Below are 18587 nucleotides of genomic sequence, written 5' to 3'. Positions count from 1 at the left end.
GAGCGGATGACCGGCCTCGAACCGGCGACCTCAACCTTGGCAAGGTTGCGCTCTACCAACTGAGCTACATCCGCACTCGCGGTCCGCATCGCTGCTGACCGCGCTGGGCGAGATTAGCCCACTCCGGCACCAGAATCCAAACCGACGGTGAACAGCGCCCCTGCCGCGGCCTCCGGCCCCGCCCGTAGGGTGCCGTCATGCCCACCCACGAGGTCACCAACCAGGTCCCGCCGTACGGCGGGCACGACGTCTTCAGCAGCGACCCCGTCCTCACCGAGGGCGTGCAGCGCTGGGTCCCCGAGGGCCGGCGCGAGGCTGCCGTCGCAGAGCTGACGCAGCTGGGTGGCCTCGCCGGGTCGGAGCGGGCCGAGCGGTGGGCCGACCTCGCCCAGCGCAACACCCCTCGGCTCGTCACCCACGACCGGTGGGGCCACCGCGTCGACGAGGTCGAGTTCGACCCCGCGTGGCACGAGCTGATGCGCGTGGCCGCCGGCGCGGGGCTGACCGCCGTCCCGTGGACGCAGCCGGAGGGCACCGGCGCCCAGGTGCGCCGCGCCGCCGGGTTCGTCACGTGGAGCCAGGTCGAGCCGGGACACATCTGCCCCATCACCATGACCAACGCGGCGGTCCCCGCCCTTCGCCACTCCCCCGAGCTCGCCGCTCGCTGGACGCCGAAGCTGGCCTCCCGCGAGTACGACTTCGGGCTGCGCGAGGCGCAGACCAAGGCCGGCGCGATCGCCGGCATGGGGATGACGGAGAAGCAGGGCGGCTCCGACGTGCGCGCCAACTCCACCCTCGCCGTCCGCACGCCCGGCGGACCGCTCACGGGCGAGAGCTACCGGCTCACCGGGCACAAGTGGTTCTGCTCCGCGCCGATGAGCGATGTCTTCCTCGTGCTCGCCAAGACCGCAGAGGACGCGGCGCCGAGCTGCTTCCTCGTCCCGCGCGTCCTCGAGGACGGGACGCGCAACCCCTTCGCCCTGCAGCGTCTGAAGGACAAGCTCGGGGACCGCTCCAACGCCTCCTCCGAGATCGAGCTGGACGGCACGTGGGGCGCGCTCGTCGGCGAGGAGGGAAGGGGGGTCCGCACGATCATCGACATGGTCTCGGCGACCCGGCTGGACTGCGTCCTCGGCTCCGCCGCCACGATGCGCGCGGCGCTGACCCGGGCGGTGCACCACACGAGCCACCGGCGTGCCTTCGGTGTCGTGCTCGTCGACCAGCCGCTCATGCGCAATGTCCTCACCGACCTGGCGCTGGAGTCCGAGGCGGCCACCCTGCTCGGGCTGCGGCTGGCGCACGCGCTCGACGAGGGCGACACGGAGCTGACCCGGCTGGGCGTCGCCGTCGGCAAGTACTGGGTGTGCAAGCGCACCTCCCCCTTCGTCGCGGAGGCGCTGGAGTGCCTCGGCGGCAACGGCTACGTCGAGGAGCACGGGATGGCCCGCCTCTACCGCCAGGCGCCGCTGAACTCGATCTGGGAGGGCTCGGGCAATGTCAACGCGCTCGACGTCCTGCGGGCGATCTCCCGGGAGCCGGCCTCGCTCATGGCGCTGCTCAAGGAGGCCTCCGTCGCGCGCGGACGGCTGCCGGTCCTCGACACGGCGCTGGACGACCTGGAGCGCGACTGCGCAGGCCTGGGGGCGCTCGACGGCGCCGAGGTCGCGGCCGGCGCTCGGCGGCTCGTGGAGCGGCTGGCCCTGACGCTGCAGGCGAGCCTGATGGTGCTGCACTCCCCCACCGACCTGGCCGAGGCCTTCGTCGCGTCACGGCTGGGTGGGTCGAAGGGAGAGAGCTTCGGCACCCTCGACCCCGGCTTGGTCACGCTCGCCGGGCGCACTGCGATCGGCCGGGCCGCCCCCTTCGTCCGCTGACGCCACTCGCGCGCATTTCCCCGGGCAGATGCGCGAGTTCCCGCGTACGTGCCCGGACACAGGCCCAAGACCGCGCATTTCCCCGGGGACATGCGCGGTCTTGTCGTCGAGAGACGTCATTGCCACAGGGCAATGCGGTCTCCTCAGCTCTCGGCGAGGCGCGCCTGCTGCTCCTTGACGTCGAAGTCCGCCTTCGGCCACTGCGGGTCGAGCTGCTCGAGGTGCTCCTTGAGCAGGTTCATCACCGCCAGGCGCGCGTACCACTTGCGGTCCGCGGGCACGACGTACCACGGCGCGTCGTCGGTCGAGCACTTGTCGATCACGGCTTGGTAGGCCTCCTGGTAGGCGTCCCAGTGCTCGCGCTCGTCGATGTCGCCGGGGTTGAACTTCCAGTGCTTGTCGGGGCGCTCGAGCCGCTCGGTGAGCCGCTCCTTCTGCTCGTCCTTGCTGACGTGCAGCATCACCTTGATGATCGTCGTCCCCTTGTCGACGACGCCCTCCTCGAAGGTGTTGATCTGCCCGTACCGACGAGACCACTGCGCCCGCGGCACGAGGTCATGGACGCGCACGATGAGCACGTCTTCGTAGTGGCTGCGGTCGAAGACGCCGATCATCCCCGGGCTCGGCAGCGCGTTGCGGATGCGCCAGAGGAAGGGGTGCTTCTTCTCCTCCGCCGTCGGGGCCTTGAAGCTCGTGATCTCGACGCCCTGCGGGTCCACGGCACCGACGACGTGGCGCATGATCCCGCCCTTGCCGGAGGTGTCCATGCCCTGCACGACGAGCAGCACGCTGCGCTCACCGCCCGAGCGGGACTCGGCGAAGAGCCGCTCCTGCAGCTCGGAGACCGGCTCGGTGAGGTCGGCCAGCGCCTCCTGCCCCGCGGCCTTGTCGCCGTCGAAGCTGGGCGTGCTGCGCGGGTCGATCGCGGAGATGTCCGTGCCCGGGCCGGCGCGCAGGGCGTCGGCGAAGGGGGTGTCGGACTTCTTCGACTTCTTGCCGTCCTTCTTGTCCTTGGCCATGCCCGGCATCATGTCAGCCCCGAGGTCCGTGCGGCAGACTCCCGACCATGCGGCTTCTCATGGCGGACGACGCCCCCTTCGCCCCCGAGCCGGGCGCCACGATCGGCGACGAGCAGATCGACGCGCTGTACGCGAGCAGTGACCCGGTGCTGCGGCTGAACTTCGTCGCGACGCTCGACGGCGCCGCCACCGGCGCCGACGGGGTGTCCGGGTCGATCAACTCCGAGGCCGACCACCGGGGCTTCGCCGCGATGCGCCGCGCCGCGGACGTGCTCCTGGTCGGGGCCGGCACGGTGCGGGCCGAGGAGTACGGTCCGGCGCGCACGCCGATGGTCGTCGTCTCGCGGCGAGGGCATCGGCCGGAGTCGGTCCGGGGCAAGGACGGCGTGGTGCTCGCGACGACCCGCGCCTCGGGCGCGGTGGAGGACGAGGCGACGTGGCTGTGCGGCGAGGACGAGGTGGACCTGGGCGCGGTCGTCGAGCGCGCTCGCGCGGCCTTCGGTCCCCACGTGCTGTGCGAAGGGGGTCCCACGCTCGCTGCCGAGCTGGTCACCACGGGCCTCGTCGACGAGCTGGGTCTGTCGTGGACGCCCCACCTGGTCGGTGGTGGCCGGCAGGCGCACCCGCGGATCCTCGACGGCGCCGACGTTGACGTGGACCTGACCTGTCGTCACCTGCTCGAGGAGGACGGCACGCTGCTCGGCCTCTGGCGGGTCAGCGCACGAACTCGCTGACCACCGACTCCCACCGACGCGGGTCGACATTCCACTCCTTGCAGTGGCGCGCGAGCGACCACGGCTCGAAGGTGATGAGGTCCGGCCGCGCCGAGGCGAGCTGCTCGCTCGGGCCGACGGGGACGAACTCGTCATCCCGGGAGTGGATGAGCAGCATCCGGTGCGAGAGCTCGTCGGCCCGCTCGACCCAGTTGGTCCGTGCGACGTCGACGCTCTCGGAGACACCGACGAGCCGCTTGGCCCAGTGCTGTCCCATGAGGGCGCTGCCGAGGTGGCCCACGGGAGCCGGCACCCGGTGCAGCGCCGCGTGGTGGCGCAGCACGTCGCCCCAGTCGACGACCGGGCCGTCGAGCACCGCCCGGGAGACGACCGACGACAGCGGGGAGCGGTCGAGGAACTGCAGCACGATCGCGCCGCCCATGGACCAGCCGACGAGGACGATCTCGCGGGCGCCGCGCGCGAGCGCGAGCTCCACCGCGGACTCGATGTCACGCCACTCGGACAGGCCGAGGTTGTACCGGCCGTCGGGGCCCTTGGGCGCGTCGCCGTCGTTGCGGTAGCTCGGGACGAGGCAGGTCAGGCCGGCCGCGTGCAGGGTCGGGATGGCCCGCAGCGTCTCGTGCCGACGGGCGCCCCGGCCGTGCACGAGCACGGCCCAGCGGGAGCCGTCGCCGTGCTCGGGCGGCACGACCCAGGCCGGCATGGGGCCGAGGTCGGTGGGCACGGGGACGTGCTCGGTGTGCAGCCCGAGGTCGGACTGCGGGTCGCGTCCGTAGTAGTAGCCGTTGAATCGCGCCGGTCCCGGTTGCAGCACGCCCTCGTCGACGCCGAGGAGCTCACGGCGCACGCGCTGGCGCCGGTGGTCGACCTCGAGGACGCTGCCGAAGCGGGCGTGCCCGCGGCCCCCGTCGAGCCACAGGCCGTAGCGGCCGGGCACGAGCAGGTCGGCGGTGCCGGAGAGGGTGATGCTGTCGTCGTGGATGACGTGGATCTCGGTGTCGTCAGGGCGCACGAGGTCGGGAGTGAGCACCCGCCGGGCGAAGTAGGTGGCCCCGGCCACCCAGACCGACCCGGCCCCGGCGAGCGCGGATCCCGCCGCGACACCGCCGTAGGTGAGGGCACGCTCGGCCATCGTCCGCTGCTTCACGTCGTCATCGTCTCAAACCTCCTGCGCTGCGGGCACAATGTGACGCGTGACACCGCTGCCCGCCGACCTGACCCTCGACCCGATGCTCGCCAAGGCCGTCAAGGACGTGCCGGCCGCAGACTCCGTGGAGGGCGGCTACTCGTACGAGCCGAAGTGGGACGGGTTCCGCTGCATCGTGCGCAAGGACGGCGACGACGTCGAGCTGGTCAGCCGCGGCAAGAAGCCCCTGACCCGCTACTTCCCCGAGCTCGTCGAGGCCATCCGCGAGCACCTGCCCGGCAGCGCGGTCGTCGACGGGGAGGTCGTTGTGCGCAGCGGCGAGCCGGGTGCGCAGCGCCTGGACTGGGAGGCGCTCGGCCAGCGGATCCACCCGGCGGAGTCGCGCATCACCAAGCTGTCTCAGGAGACGCCGGCCGAGTTCATCGCCTTCGACCTGCTCGCCGTCGGCGACGAGGACGTGACGGACTCCCCCTTCGCCGAGCGTCGGGAGCGGCTCGAGACGCTCTTCGCGGGCATGGCGAAGGGAGCACCGCTGCACCTGACGAGGGTGACCCGGGACGCCGACGAGGCCGGCGACTGGTTCACCCGCTTCGAGGGGGCGGGGCTGGACGGCGTGGTCGCCAAGGCGCTCGCCTCGCCGTACTCCCCCGGCAAGCGCACGATGCTCAAGATCAAGCACAAGCGCACGGCCGAGGCCGTCGTCACCGGGTACCGGGTGCACAAGTCCGGGCAGGGCGTCGGGTCGCTGCTGCTCGGGCTCTTCCACGAGGGGCAGCTGTTCAACGTCGGCGGGATCGCGGCCTTCACCGCGAAGCGCCGGCTGGAGCTCGTCGAGGAGCTCGAGCCGCTCGTGCGACGCGACGAGGACGGCAACGTCGAGCACGCCGAGACCGACCGGTCGCGTTTCTCCTCGGGCAAGGACGTCAGCTTCGTACCGCTGCGGCCCGAGCGCGTCGTCGAGGTCGCCTTCGACCAGCTCGAGGGGTGGCGCTTCCGGCACACGGTGCAGTTCCTGCGGTGGCGGCCCGATCGCGATCCCGAGTCGTGCACGCTCAACCAGATCGACCGGGCCGCGGCCTACGACCTGGGTGAGGTCCTCACCTGACCCCGGTGGAGGTATGCGCGCGGACGAATCGTCAGCGAGTCGGCATCCACCCGCGGGCGGTCACGTCGCGATCCGGTTGCCGTCCTCGTCCCAGTGCTCAGCGACCTTCTTGCTCGGCTGCACCCGCGGGGGCTCGCCGGGCATCTTCGGGTAATCGGGCGGGAAGTTCAGCTCACCACCCGGCAGGGTCTCCCACAGCTCGAGGAGCGGCTCGAGCGAGTACGCCTGCTCGTCCATGCCGGCCCACGGGTCACCGGCCGCCAGGTGGTCGCGCACGGTCGTGAGGTTGTGCTCGGCCGGGTCGGTGACCTCGGCCAGCTGCTCCCAGGTCATCGGCGTGCTCACCGGAGCACCGGGCCGGGCGCGCAGGCTCCATGCACCGGCGATGGTGCGGTCGCGGTTGTTCTGGTTGAAGTCGACGAAGATCCGCTCCCCGCGCTCCTCCTTCCACCAGGCCGTCGTCACACCGTCGTCGCGGCGCTCGAGCTCGCGACCGAAGCCGATGGCGGCGTGCCGCAGCTCCTCGAAGGACCAGCGCGGCTCGATCCGCACGTAGACGTGCACGCCGCGGTTGCCGCTCGTCTTGGGGTAGCCGCGCAGGCCGAGCTCCTCGAGCAGCTCACGGGCGACGCCGGCGACCCGTTGCGCGTCGGCGAAGCCGGTGCCCGGCTGGGGGTCGAGGTCGATCCGCAGCTCGTCGGGGTGGTCGACGTCCGGTCGCCGCACCGGCCACGGGTGGAAGGTCAGCGTCCCCATCTGCGCGGCCCACACGAGGGCCGCCGGCTCGCTCGGGCACAGCTCGTGGGCGGTCCGGCCGCTCGGGAAGGCGATCTCGACCGTCTCGACCCAGTCGGGCGCGCCTCGCGGCAATCGCTTCTGGTAGAAGCCGTCGGCCTCCTTGTCCTTGGGGCCGACCGCCAGCTTCATGCCCTCGCGCCAGCCATCGGGCCAGCGCTCCATCGCCGTGGGCCGGTCGCCGATGGTGCGCATCATCGCCTCGCCGACGTCGGCGACGTAGCGGCACACGTCGAGCTTGGTGAGGGCCGGGGTGCGCTCGGTCGCCTCGTAGATGACCCGGTCGGGACTCGAGACGCGCACCTCCCGGTCGCCGGCGGGCACCATCTCGGCGGGGGTCTTGGCCATGCGGCCAGCGTATGACCACGGCGAGGACGAAGGGAGGCGCGCGCCACCCCCTTCGTCGTCGTCTAGCGTGTCCCCCGCCGCCGTCCGGCGGTCGCCTGCCCGCCCCTCGGCACCACCAGGGAGACCGCCATGCCGTCACCGTCCGTCGTCCTGCGCACCGCAGCGGTCGTCCTCGTCTCCGGACTGCTCGGCTGGCTCGCCGCCGCCCTGCCCTGGGTGGCCGAAGGGGGCCGCCTGCCCATCTCGTCGGCGTGGCCGTCGGTCGCGCCGGACGCCGGCCCGTGGGTGCCCCTGCCTGCCGGCGAGCACCGGCTGGCGGCCCTGCTCGTCACCACCGGCCTGCTCGCCCTCGTCGCCGTCGTCATCGGTCACCTGATCACCCGGTCGGTGCTGCCGGGACTGGCCGGTGGGCTGCTCGCCGGCGCGGTGGCCGTGGCCGACCAGTGGTGGGTCATCAGCAGCCTGGCCGACGGGAGCACGGGCGCCTCCCTGCTCGTGGCGACCCACCTCGCGCTCGGGTGCGGCGGCGTGCTCGTGGGACTGCTCGTCGGCTCCGCCGCGTGCCGGGAGCCGCGCTGGCTGAGGGTGACGGCGTGGGGTGCGGCGGCGACGGTGCTGACGTCGTGGGTCGCCGACCTCGTCGTCACCGACCCGATCACGCTCAACGGCTGGCAGACCTGGGTGATCGGGCACCAGCAGCACCTGCTCGCCCTCGCGCTGGCGGTCGTCCTCGCCGTCGCCGGCTGGCGGCCGCTCAGCACACTCCTGGGCTGGCTCGGCGCCCTCGCGTGTGCGTGGGTCATCCCCGCGGGGCTGACCGCTCTGTCCTACCTCGGCAGCTCCGCCGGCGGATGGGCGAGCACGCCGGCCGGCCAGTCGGAGCTCGTCGACGGTGCGCTCGACGTGCTCCGCGCAGCACTCGACCCGTCGAACCGCCCCGTGTGGCCACTTGCCGCCGCCCTGGTCGGTGGCGCACTCGGAGCCGCCGCGCTCGCAGTCGTGCGACGCCGCGGCACCGAGTCGCGGTGAAGACGTCACCGGACGTTCACCGGTTCACCCTGCGGTCACCCCCGAGGAGACCTAGGTTGCTGGGGGCCACACCCTCACCCCTCCAGGAGCCCCTCGCGATGCCATCTCGTCGCCGCCGCGCCCTCGCGGCCCTCACCCTCGCCCCCTTCGCCCTCGCCGGCACGGCCGTCGTCGCCCCGAGCGCGACCGCCGCCTCGCCCGACATCGTGATCGCCGAGGCGTACGGCGGCGGAGGCAACTCCGGCGCCACGCTGCGCAGCGACTTCGTCGAGCTGGCCAACCGGTCGCTCGAGGGTGTCGACCTGACCAGGTGGACGCTGCGCTACTACTCCAAGAGCGGGACCACGCCCCAGACCACCGCGCTGTCCGGCGAGGTCAAGGCCGGCGGCCGGTACCTCGTCCAGCAGGCCGATGGCGCCAACACCTCGGCCACCCCGCTGCCCAAGCCCGACGCGGACGGCACGGTGAGCATGTCCTCCTCCGGCGCCCGCGTCGAGGTCGTGAACCCCGACGGGCAGGTCGTCGACCGACTCGCCTGGGGCGGTGCCTCCCCCGCCGAGGGCGTGGCGGCCGACTCCACGAGCAACTCGACCTCGGTCGCGCGCACCGACATCTGCGCCGACACCGACAACAACGCGGTCGACTTCACCGTGGGCGCGCCGACCCCGCAGAACTCCAGCACCCCGACCGTCGTCTGCGAGCCGGACGACGAGGGCGAGCCGCCCGTCGACGAGCCGGAGACCATCCAGCAGATCCAGGGCACGCACCACATCTCGCCGCTCGACGGCACCGCGGTCAACGAGGTCGAGGGCGTCGTCACGGCCGTCTCCTCGAGCGGGCTGTGGATCCAGAGCACGTCACCGGACGACGACGACGCGACCTCCGAGGGCCTGTTCGTCTACACCCGCTCGCGCCCCTCCGCCGAGGTCGGCGACACGGTGAGCGTCGACGGCTACGTCGACGAGTACCGGCCCGGCGGCTCCGGCGGCTGGGACAACCTGACGACCACCGAGATCGTCTCCCCGACCGTCACGGTCACCGGCACCGCCGAGGTCCCGGCGCCGGTCGTCCTCGGTGAGGACCGCACCGCGCCGCAGCAGGTCATCGACGCCGAGGACCCCAAGAACGTCGAGTACGACGACGCGGCCTTCCGTCCCGACCGGGACGCCATCGACTTCTACGAGTCGATGGAGGGCATGCAGGTCGGTGTCCGCGACGCCCAGGTCGTCGGCCCGACCGGCTACGAGATCCCTGTCGTGCCCGGCTCCGGGGTCGAGGCCACCCGCACCGAGGCCGGTGGCGTCCTCTACTCCGGCTACGACCGGCCCAACGCGATGCGTGTCCTCGTCGACGACGTGCTGCTGCCCGCGGGCTCGCTCCCCGACGCGGATGTGCGCGACACCCTCCCCGGCATCGTCGCCGGCCCGCTCGACTACTCCTTCGCCAACTTCAAGCTGCTGGCGACCGAGGTGCCGACCGTGCAGGACGGCGGCCTCGAGCGTGAGGTCGCGCCCGAGCAGCACGACCGCGAGCTGTCGGTCGCGGCGTTCAACGTCGAGAACCTCGCGCCCAACAACCCGCAGGCCAAGTTCGACCGGCTTGCCGCGCAGGTCGTGACCAACCTGCGCAGCCCCGACATCATCGCGATGGAGGAGGTCCAGGACGCGAGCGGCTCCACCGACGACGGCACCGTCGACTCGAAGGCGACCACCGACAAGCTGATCGCCGCTATCGAGGCGGCCGGTGGCCCGACCTACGAGGCGCACTGGGTCAACCCGCAGGACAAGGCCGACGGCGGCCAGCCCGGCGGCAACATCCGCAACGTGCTGCTGCACCGCACCGACCGCGACATCGAGTTCGTGGAGCGCAGCTCCGGTGCCGCCGACAGTGCGGCCGAGGTCGTCGCGGACAAGAAGGGGGCGCACCTCACCGAGTCGCCCGGGCGGATCGCGCCGTCCTCCCCCGCCTTCGAGGACTCCCGCAAGCCGCTCGTCGGCGAGTACCGCTACCGCGGTGAGCGGGTCTTCGTCGCGGCCGTGCACTTCAGCTCGAAGGGCGGCGACGACCCGCTCTTCGGCCGCTGGCAGCAGCCGGTCCGTTTCAGCGAGGACGCCCGTCACGAGCAGGCGCGCGAGGTGCGGGCCTTCGCCGACGACCTGCTCGCCGCCGACCCGGAGGCGAAGTTCGTCGTGGCCGGTGACGTCAACGACTTCGAGTTCAGCGAGACGACCGACATCCTCACCGACATCCTCGAGGGGTCCGGCTCGCAGGCCATGACCGACCTGCCGCGCACGCTGCCCGAGCACGAGCAGTGGACCTACGTCTACGACGGCAACAGCCAGGTGCTCGACCACATCCTCGTCTCGCCGTCGCTCGCGACGCTCGACGGCACGGTCAACGGTCCGTGGCGTCCGGGGAAGGGCAAGGGCAACCGCCCGGCCTTCACGTACGACATCGTCCACACCAACTCCCCCTTCGCCGACCAGGACAGCGACCACGACCCGCAGGTCGTGCACCTGGACCTGAAGAAGTGATCCGACGGCCGCACCCGCGGCCGTGAGCGCGACGTGGCCCCCGGAAGATCTCCGGGAGCCACGTCGTTGCATGATGGAGTCACCGAGCCCAAGGAGCAGGACATGATGGAGCCCACCGGCCGCGACTACGCGGTGAACAAGACCGACGAGCAGTGGCGCGAGCAGCTCTCGCCCGACGAGTTCTCCGTCCTGCGGGCCGCCGGCACCGAGCGTCCGTTCACCGGCGAGTACACGGACACCACGACTGAGGGTGTCTACGCCTGCCGCGCCTGCGGCACCGAGCTGTTCACCTCACAGACGAAGTTCGAGAGCCACTGCGGCTGGCCGAGCTTCTACACCCCGCTCGCCGAGGACCGGGTCGAGTACGTCCAGGACGACTCCCTCCCCGGGCGTCCCCGCATCGAGGTCCGCTGCGCCAACTGCGGCAGCCACATGGGCCACGTCTTCGAGGGCGAGGGCTACGACACCCCCACCGACCAGCGCTACTGCATCAACTCGATCTCGATGACGCTGCGGCCCGCGGGGGCCTGAACTCCCACCCGCCTCGCGTTTCTCGGGTGACCCGATATTCCCCGGGTTCGCAAGGGTTTCAAACTCTTGCTAACCCGGGGAAAGTCTTGCTGAGCTCAGGCGGCCTGCGCCACGGCGGCTGCCACCGCGGCGACGATCCGGTGGGGCGCGAAGAGGTCGGCCCACGTCACGCGGATGATGATGTACCCGAGGGCGCGGATGCGATCCTCACGCTTCTTCTCACGGAAGAGTGCTTCCGGACCCCCGTCCGTGTACTTCACCTTGCCGTCGAACTCGACGAGAACCTTGGTCTTGGCGATCCCAAGATCCGCCCGAGCGAAGACCACCCCGTCCGCATCAGCGATGGGCACCTGGGACACGATGTGCCAGCCTGCGCCGCGCAGGATCACCCGGGTCACGCTCTCGCCCAGCGACTCGGCCTCGCCATCGCTCCATTGCAGTGCACACCTGGCACGCGAGGAGTGCGGCCAACCCTCGAGGGCGTCGAAGACCGCGTCCAGCTCGGACCTCGTCACGAGGTGGGCGTGGAGCGCATGGTCGATCGAGGCCACCCCGGCCGGGATCCCGTGATCCATCGCCGTTTGGATCAAGGCGACCGGCAGTTCCTGCGCCGGCCCCCACGGGGTCCGCGTCGACGAGTGGCGAAGGGGGCGAATCCGCAGGTGTGCCGTCGTCGCCTCGCGCTTGATGGGCCGAGCCACGTCCAAGGGTTCGACCGGGACCTCGAAGAGCGGCACCCCATGCGCCGCGACCGCTGCTGCTCCCGCGAGGACCGCGTCGGGATAGAGCCGCCCGGCCGCTCGGGCGAGAAGGCGACGCTGCTCTCCCTTCGTCCACGGACCGGGAGATGTGTACGCACCACGACACAGGCGCACGAGGACACCACGACGCACTGCTGCGGTCAGCACCTCGTCGGTGACACCACGCGTCAGTGCCTCCTGTCGGGTGAAGATCCCGTCGGGGAGGCTGAGAAGTCCGGAGAACAGATGAGCCGTCACATCGATCACCCCTCGACCTTGGGGGACCCGATGAACGGAGTGCCGGCGGCAGCCGACCCTGAGGATGACCGCCTCAGCGGTCAGGCAGTTGTGGATACCGCTCGGCGCCGGGAGCTCAGCAAGACTTCTCCCGGCTGAGCAAGAGTTCCAAACTCATGCTCAGCCGGGGATTATCGGGCGACCCGATAATCCGGAGGCCAGGGAGACTCGCCTCAGCGCAGCCCCTCCACCAGCGCCTCGACACTCACGCGCGGGCCGGTGAAGAAGGGGATCTCCTCGCGCACGTGCAGGCGGGCCTTGGAGGCGCGCAGCTCACGCATGAGGTCGACGATGCGGTGCAGCTCGTCGGCCTCGAAGGCGAGGATCCACTCGTAGTCGCCGAGGGCGAAGGCGGGGATGGTGTTGGCGCGCACGTCCGGGTAGTCGCGGGCCATCGCGCCGTGCTCGGCGAGCATCGCGCGACGGTCCTTGTCGTCGATGACGTACCAGTCGTACGACCGCACGAAGGGGTAGACGCACACGTAGTCACGCGGCTCCTCGCCGGCGAGGAAGGCCGGCACGTGGCTGCGGTTGAACTCGGCCTGGCGGTGCACCGCGGCGTTGGACCACACCGGGTCCAGGTGGGAGCCGAGCTCGGTGCGCAGCAGCCGCTTGTAGGCGTCCTGGAGCAGCTCGATGTCGTCGGCGTGCCACCAGATGAGCACGTCGGCGTCGGCGCGCAGGCCGGCGACGTCGTAGACGCCGCGGATGCGGACGCCGCCCTCGGTGAGCTCGGCGAAGAGCGCCTCGACCTCCTGCGTGATGGCCGCGCGGTCGTCGTCACCGACCGGCGTCACGAGGGCGAAGGCGGAGAACATCGCGTAGTGCACGCTCGAGTTGATCGCCTCGAGCTGCTCGCGGGTGGGCTTGGCGGGTGCGGGCCGCGTGGTCATCGGTGCTCCTGTCGAGAGGTGGACGAAGGGGGAAGTGCGTCGAGGATCGTCGTGGCCGTGGCGGCCGCGCCGGTGAGGACCGCGCCGATGCCCACTCCGTCGTAGGCGGCGCCCGTGACCTCGATCCCGGGGAGTGCGGCGACCGCGGAGCGCACCGCGGCGACCCGTCCAGTGTGCCCGAGGTCGTACTGCGGCAGACCGCCGCCCCACCGGCGCACGCGGGCGTCGACGGGGGCCGGCAGCGACGCCCCGAGCGCGGCACCGATCTCGAGGAGGGTGTCGGCGACTAGGTCGGCGTCGTCGCGCTGGAGCGTTGCGACCTCTCCCGCGCGTCCGGCGGAGCCGCGCAGCAGGACGACCTCCCGCGACGCGTCGCGGACCCAGGCCCATTTCGCCGCCGAAAAGGTGCTCGCCTTGATCGGTCGCCCGTCGACGGCCGGCACGAGGAATCCGCTGCCGGGCAGGGCCGGCACACCTGTAGCGGGCAGCGCGACCGTGACGACCGCCATCGACGCGTACTCGATCGCGGCGAGCGCGGAGGCGGCGACGGGCGCGTGGTCGGTGAGCAGTCGTGAGGTCGGTGCGGCGGGCGTGGCGAGGACGACGAGATCGGCGTCGATCGCCACTTCGGCGTTGGTCGCGCCGGTGATCACCCGCCAGCCCTGTGTGGTCCGCTCGAGCCGGCGCACGAGCGTGGCGCTCTCGACGCGACCGCCGGCGTCGCGCACCCCGGCGACGAGCGCGTCCACGAGCCCGCCGATGCCGCCGACGAGCCCCATGACCCGAGGCCGGGGCGGCGTCCCCGGCGGTGGCAGCAGGCTCGCGACCGCCTCGGGCATCCCACGCCCCTCGAGCGCGGCCCAGAGCGCGGGCATCGTGGCACGCAGCGACAGGCGGTCCACGCGCCCTGCGTAGACCCCGCCGAGCAACGGCTCGACGACCCGGTCGACGACCGCCCGACCGTAGACCCCGCCCACCGCGTCGGCGACGCTCACGTCATCACCCTCGAGGACGAAGGGGGCCGGCTGCGCGGCGCGCGCGACCTCCCCTTCCTCGAGCAGGCCGGTGAGGTCGGTCCGCGGACCGGGCACGCCCATGAAGGTCCCGGCCGGCACACCGTGGCGCGCCCCGCGCGACCAGATCGCGGCGGGGACCGGCTCGGGGTGGACGATGCGCTCGGTCAGACCGAGCTGGTCGAAGAGCTCTCGGGCGGCGGTGCTGCTCGCCACGACCGACTCCGCGCCGACGTCGACGAGCACCCCGCCCACCTGCTCACGGCGCACCTTGCCACCGGGCATGTCACCGCCGTCGACGACGGTGACCTCGAGGTCGGGGCGGGTCCGCACCAAGTGGTGCGCGGTCGCCAGCCCGGCGAGTCCACCACCGACGACGACCACGCGTTGACCCATGACCCCACTCTCCCACCACGCCGATGGAACCGATCCACCACCTGTCCCCGTCACAGCAGCATCAGAAGGTCGGGACGGACCCGGCCACCGACGCAGGGGGTATGACGATGACGAAGCCGAACATGCGATGGGCCGCTCTGCTCGCGGCCGGCGGCCTGGTGCTCGCCGGGTGCGGCGCCGGTGGCGCCTCCGACAGCAGCGGAAGCGATGTCCACCCGGAGCAGAGCCAGGCGACCCAGAGCGCGCAGTCCGAGTCGGAGGCCGGGTCCGCGCGAGAGGGCGGCGGCGACGATTCGCGTGCGGGCGCGGACCAGAGCGCCGCGGCCAAGGACTCCTCGGGCAAGAGCTCCGGCTACAAGGCACCGACGGACACCCACATCGCGCGGACGGCCAGCCTGTCGATCACCGTCGAGGACATCGAGCAGGGTGCGGCCAAGGTGCGCTCCGAGGCACGCTCGGCCGGCGGGTACGTCTCGCAGGAGGACTCGCGCGCCGCGACCTACGAAGGGGGGCGCTCCTGGGCGGAGATCACCGTCACCGTGCCCGTCGACGAGCTGGACCGCACGACCAACGACCTCGCCGAGATCGGTGAGGTGACCAAGCGCGCCAGCAGCGCCGAGGACCTCACCTCCCAGTACACCGACACGACCGCGCGGGTGAAGACCAAGACCAAGGCGGTCGAGCGGCTGCGCACGCTCATCGACTCGACCGACGACCTCGACCAGATCGTCACGCTCGAGGACGAGCTCGCCACGCGTGAGGCCGACCTGGAGTCCATGGTCAGTCAGCAGAAGTCCCTCGAGAAGCGCACCGCCACCGCGCCCATCACGGTGAGCCTCACGACGGAGGCGACCGAGGTGGAGGGGACCGAGGAGGACGCTACGGGCTTCCTCGCGGGGCTGAGCGGCGGATGGGATGCCTTCACGGGCGCGCTGACCGTCGGGTTGACGGTGCTGGGCGCGATCACTCCCTTCGCCGTCACCGGGCTGGTCCTGCTGGCGCCGGTCGTGTGGTGGACCCGCCGTCGCAGGCGGGTCAGCGCGAGCTGACCTCGTGGACCAGCTCGACGACCCGGGTGAGCACGACCGGGTCGGTGTCGGGCAGGACCCCGTGACCGAGGTTGAAGATGTGGCCGGGTGCGGCGCGACCCTCGTCGAGGATCCGCCGCACCTCGCGCTCGACGACCTCCCACGGGGCGAAGAGCAGCGCGGGGTCGAGGTTGCCCTGGACCGGCATGCCGCCCCCGACGCGGGCGATGGCGTCACCGAGATTGACGCGGTAGTCGACGCCGATGACCTCGGTGCCGGCGCCGGCCATGTCGGTGAGCAGCTCACCGGTACCGACGCCGAAGTGGATGCGCGGCACGCCGGAGTCGGCGAGCGCCGCGAGGGTGGCGCGGCTGTGCGGCAGGACGTACTCGCGGTAGTCGGCGCGGGAGAGGAACCCGGCCCAGCTGTCGAAGAGCTGGATCGCGCTCGCGCCGGCCTCGACCTGCACCTTGAGGAAGGCTGCGGAGATCTGGGTGAGGCGGGCGCACAGGTCGTGCCACAGCTGCGGGTCGCCGTGCATGAGCGACTTGGTCAGCTCGTGGTTCTTGCTGGGCCCACCCTCGATGAGGTACGAGGCGAGGGTGAAGGGGGCGCCGGCGAACCCGATGAGCGGGGTGGGCCCGAGCTCGAGGACGATCCGCCGCACGGACTCGGCGATGTCCGGGATCATGTCGGGCGTCAGCTCGGGCAGGCGCTCGAGGTCCTCGCGGGAGGTGAAGGGCACGTCGAGCACCGGGCCGACCCCCGGCTCGATGTCGATGTCGACCCCGGTCGCCTCGAGGGGCACGACGATGTCGGAGAAGAAGATCGCGGCGTCGACGCGGTGGCGGCGCACCGGCTGCAGGGTGATCTCGGTGACGAGGTCGGGCGTGCGGCAGGCCTCGAGCATGTCGGTGCCGCGACGGATCTCGCGGTACTCGGGCAGGGAGCGGCCGGCCTGGCGCATGAACCACACGGGGGTGTGCGGGACGGCTTCACCCCGGGCGGCGCGGACGAGGGGGCTGTCGGCGGGGTCGGCTGTGGTCGTCACGGGCGCATCCTCCCATGCGACGAAGGGGGTGGGCCCAGGGTGTCGTGACGCTCGCCTCGGCGTGCCCTCCCCGGCATATCACCTCTGGAGTCCTACTCTCGCTGGGTGGCCACCCGAGAGTTCTCCGAGGCGCAGTCGCCGGACTTCGCGCGTGCCCTGCGCAGCCTGCACGAGGCGCGGCTGCGTCCCGAGGTGCGGCTGACCGAGGTCCCTGCCCCGACGCGGCTGGCGCCCCACGCCGTGGCGATGACCGCCGACATCGTCGACCCGTCGGACGACGAGGACCTGGCGACCGGCCGATTCGTCCTGCTGCACGACCCCGGCGAGCCCGACCCGTGGGGCGGCGCATGGCGCGTCGTGACCTTCGCCCGGGCCGAACTGGAGGCCGAGGTCGCCGGCGACCCGATGCTCGGGGCGGTCGGCTGGTCGTGGCTGACCGACGCGCTCGAGTCGCACTCCATCGAGCCGGTCAACCTCGCCGGGACCGTCACCCACGTGGTGTCCGAGTCCTTCGGCGACCTCGACGACCGCGAGCCCGACGTCGAGATGGAGATCCGCGCGTCCTGGAGCCCGCTCGACGCGTCCGTCGGCGCACATCTGGAGGCCTGGGTCGACATGCTCGGCACGGTCGGCGGCCTCCCGCCGCTCCCCTCAGGAGTGATCGCCCTCCCGGGGCGGCGCCGGTGAGCGACGTCGTGGAGGAGCCCGAGGCCGGCCAGCAGGCACCGCCGCTGCCGGTCCTCACCGAACCCGCGGAGGGCGTGCCTGACGTCATCACGCGCGAGTCCGAGCTCGACGAGTGTGCCGCGGCGGTCACGGAGGGCTTCGGCCCCGTGGCCCTGGACGCCGAGCGCGCGTCGGGGTACCGCTACGGGCAAGACGCCTACCTGGTGCAGGTGCGCCGCGAGGGAGCGGGCACCTGGCTCATCGACCCGGTCACGCTGCCGGACCTGACCCCTCTCGATCGGGCCATCGGTACCGGCGAGTGGATCCTGCACGCCGCGACCCAGGACCTCGCCTGCCTCGCCGACGTCGGGCTGCGCCCCCGACAGATCTTCGACACCGAGCTCGCCGCCCGGCTGCTCGGGCTGCCCCGGGTCGGTCTGGCCGCGGTCATCGAGCACTACCTGGGCATCAGCCTGGCCAAGGAGCACTCGGCCGTCGACTGGTCGACCCGCCCGCTGCCGGAGCCGTGGCTGCGCTACGCCGCCCTCGACGTCGAGGTGCTCACCGAGGTGCGCAACCTCATGGGCATCGACCTGGCCACCCAGGGCAAGAGCGAGTGGGCCCGCCAGGAGTTCGAGGCCCTGCTCGACTGGCGCCCCGCGGTCAAGGAGGACCCGTGGCGGCGCACCTCCGGCCTGCACAAGATCCGCCAGCCGCGCGTCCTCGCGACGGTGCGTGAGCTCTGGTACGAGCGGGACCGCATCGCTCGCGACCGCGACACCTCGCCCGGCCGGGTCATCCCCGACACCGCACTCGTCGAGATCGCCCAGGCCAACCCGAGCGGACCGGGTGACCTGCCCCGCGGCCACCGGGCGATCCAGCGCAACCAGCGCGCCTGGCTCGACGCGGTCGCCCGCGCCCGCAAGCTCCCCGACGCGGAGCTGCCACCTGCGTCGGTCCGCTCGGACGGTCCCCCGCCCCAACGGTCCTGGGCCAACCGTGACCCCCTCGCGGCCGAGCGGCTGACGCAGACCCGGGAGGCCCTCGGCGACTTCGCCGCCGAGCACACCATCCCCATCGAAAACGTCTGCTCCCCCGACCCCCTGCGCCGGGCCGTGTGGTCCCCGCCCGCCGAGCGCACCCCCGAGGCCTTCGCCGCGGCGCTCGCCGAGCACGGCGTGCGCCCCTGGCAGCGCGAGATCGTCGCCCCGATGCTCGCCGACGCCTTCGCCGCCCACCCCGACGCCTGACCTCCCTTCGAGACGGCCGCAGGCGGCCTCCTCAGGGAGCGGATGGGCAAGACGGCCGCAGGCGGCCTCCTCAGGGAGCGAAGGGGGACGCCGCAGGCGGCCTCCTCAGGGAGCGGATGGGCAAGACGGCCGCAGGC

16 protein-coding genes and 1 tRNA gene are annotated in these 18587 nt (G+C 72.2%); 9 read left to right on the top strand and 8 right to left on the bottom strand.

The features are described 5' to 3' along the window. Position 1: 1 nt before the first annotated feature. Positions 2–74, bottom strand: a tRNA-Gly gene (locus tag JAN01S_RS13925). 123 nt (positions 75–197) lie between these two features. On the opposite strand from JAN01S_RS13925, the gene JAN01S_RS13920 reads away from it, so the two are divergent. Continuing rightward, positions 198–1874, top strand: coding sequence for an acyl-CoA dehydrogenase family protein (locus JAN01S_RS13920; protein WP_068319214.1), 1677 nt, complete (start codon positions 198–200; stop codon positions 1872–1874). Positions 1875–2017: 143 nt separating this feature from the next. On the opposite strand, the gene JAN01S_RS13915 is transcribed toward JAN01S_RS13920, so the two are convergent. Continuing rightward, complete coding sequence (locus tag JAN01S_RS13915) at positions 2018–2893, bottom strand: polyphosphate kinase 2 family protein (protein WP_244884852.1); 876 nt, start codon at positions 2891–2893, stop codon at positions 2018–2020. A gap of 47 nt (positions 2894–2940) precedes the next feature. On the opposite strand from JAN01S_RS13915, the gene JAN01S_RS13910 reads away from it, so the two are divergent. Continuing rightward, positions 2941–3627: a dihydrofolate reductase family protein gene (locus JAN01S_RS13910; protein ID WP_068319212.1), complete on the top strand. Its 687-nt coding sequence runs from the start codon at positions 2941–2943 to the stop codon at positions 3625–3627. Here JAN01S_RS13910 and JAN01S_RS13905 read toward each other — a convergent pair. Then, positions 3608–4759, bottom strand: a complete 1152-nt coding sequence (locus JAN01S_RS13905) for an alpha/beta hydrolase family protein (protein ID WP_068319218.1) — start codon at positions 4757–4759, stop codon at positions 3608–3610. The genes JAN01S_RS13910 and JAN01S_RS13905 overlap by 20 nt on opposite strands. 61 nt (positions 4760–4820) lie before the next feature. On the opposite strand from JAN01S_RS13905, the gene JAN01S_RS13900 reads away from it, so the two are divergent. After that, positions 4821–5879, top strand: coding sequence for an ATP-dependent DNA ligase (locus tag JAN01S_RS13900; protein ID WP_370670786.1), 1059 nt, complete (start codon positions 4821–4823; stop codon positions 5877–5879). A gap of 60 nt (positions 5880–5939) precedes the next feature. On the opposite strand, the gene JAN01S_RS13895 is transcribed toward JAN01S_RS13900, so the two are convergent. Then, complete coding sequence (locus JAN01S_RS13895) at positions 5940–7022, bottom strand: DNA polymerase domain-containing protein (RefSeq protein ID WP_068319211.1); 1083 nt, start codon at positions 7020–7022, stop codon at positions 5940–5942. A 129-nt stretch (positions 7023–7151) separates the two neighbouring features. Between JAN01S_RS13895 and JAN01S_RS16955 the strand changes: the two genes are divergently transcribed. The 3 genes from JAN01S_RS16955 to msrB all read left to right on the top strand — a co-directional run bounded on the left by JAN01S_RS16955 (position 7152) and on the right by msrB (position 11116). Next, the gene (locus tag JAN01S_RS16955) at positions 7152–8051 is read left to right on the top strand and encodes a hypothetical protein (protein ID WP_068319210.1); all 900 of its coding nucleotides are present in this window, start codon (positions 7152–7154) and stop codon (positions 8049–8051) included. A gap of 98 nt (positions 8052–8149) precedes the next feature. Further along, complete coding sequence (locus tag JAN01S_RS13885) at positions 8150–10585, top strand: DUF8508 domain-containing protein (protein ID WP_068319209.1); 2436 nt, start codon at positions 8150–8152, stop codon at positions 10583–10585. A 105-nt stretch (positions 10586–10690) separates the two neighbouring features. Next, the gene (gene msrB, locus JAN01S_RS13880) at positions 10691–11116 is read left to right on the top strand and encodes a peptide-methionine (R)-S-oxide reductase MsrB (protein WP_068319216.1); all 426 of its coding nucleotides are present in this window, start codon (positions 10691–10693) and stop codon (positions 11114–11116) included. Positions 11117–11211: 95 nt separating this feature from the next. Here the strand turns inward: msrB and JAN01S_RS13875 are convergent, their stop codons facing one another. The 3 genes from JAN01S_RS13875 to hemG form a co-directional block, all read right to left on the bottom strand. Next, on the bottom strand, positions 11212–12123 hold the full coding sequence (locus JAN01S_RS13875) for a type IV toxin-antitoxin system AbiEi family antitoxin domain-containing protein (RefSeq protein WP_068319208.1): 912 nt from the start codon (positions 12121–12123) through the stop codon (positions 11212–11214). Between the two features lie 203 nt (positions 12124–12326). Beyond that, the gene (gene hemQ, locus JAN01S_RS13870; protein ID WP_068319207.1) at positions 12327–13046 is read right to left on the bottom strand and encodes a hydrogen peroxide-dependent heme synthase; all 720 of its coding nucleotides are present in this window, start codon (positions 13044–13046) and stop codon (positions 12327–12329) included. Continuing rightward, positions 13043–14455, bottom strand: coding sequence for a protoporphyrinogen oxidase (gene hemG / locus JAN01S_RS13865; RefSeq protein WP_068319206.1), 1413 nt, complete (start codon positions 14453–14455; stop codon positions 13043–13045). The genes hemQ and hemG overlap by 4 nt, the downstream gene beginning before the upstream one ends. A gap of 122 nt (positions 14456–14577) precedes the next feature. Between hemG and JAN01S_RS13860 the strand changes: the two genes are divergently transcribed. Then, entirely contained in the window at positions 14578–15504 is a 927-nt protein-coding gene (locus JAN01S_RS13860; protein WP_169797238.1) for a DUF4349 domain-containing protein, read from the top strand. Here JAN01S_RS13860 and hemE read toward each other — a convergent pair. Next, positions 15491–16534, bottom strand: a complete 1044-nt coding sequence (gene hemE, locus JAN01S_RS13855; RefSeq protein ID WP_068319204.1) for a uroporphyrinogen decarboxylase — start codon at positions 16532–16534, stop codon at positions 15491–15493. The two genes, JAN01S_RS13860 and hemE, sit on opposite strands and share 14 nt — an antisense overlap. Positions 16535–16639: 105 nt before the next feature. Here hemE and JAN01S_RS13850 point away from each other — a divergent pair, with 105 nt between their 5' ends. Next, entirely contained in the window at positions 16640–17221 is a 582-nt protein-coding gene (locus JAN01S_RS13850) for a DUF3000 domain-containing protein (protein WP_068319203.1), read from the top strand. Next, positions 17218–18450 carry an HRDC domain-containing protein gene (locus tag JAN01S_RS13845; protein ID WP_084360271.1) on the top strand — a complete coding sequence of 411 codons (1233 nt, stop codon included), beginning with the start codon at positions 17218–17220 and terminating at the stop codon, positions 18448–18450. The genes JAN01S_RS13850 and JAN01S_RS13845 overlap by 4 nt, the downstream gene beginning before the upstream one ends. The last annotated feature ends 137 nt before the right edge of the window (positions 18451–18587 follow it).

Source organism: Janibacter anophelis NBRC 107843, assembly GCF_001570945.1.
Classification (GTDB): domain Bacteria; phylum Actinomycetota; class Actinomycetes; order Actinomycetales; family Dermatophilaceae; genus Janibacter; species Janibacter anophelis.
This window is presented reverse-complemented; position numbering and strand designations above follow the sequence as displayed.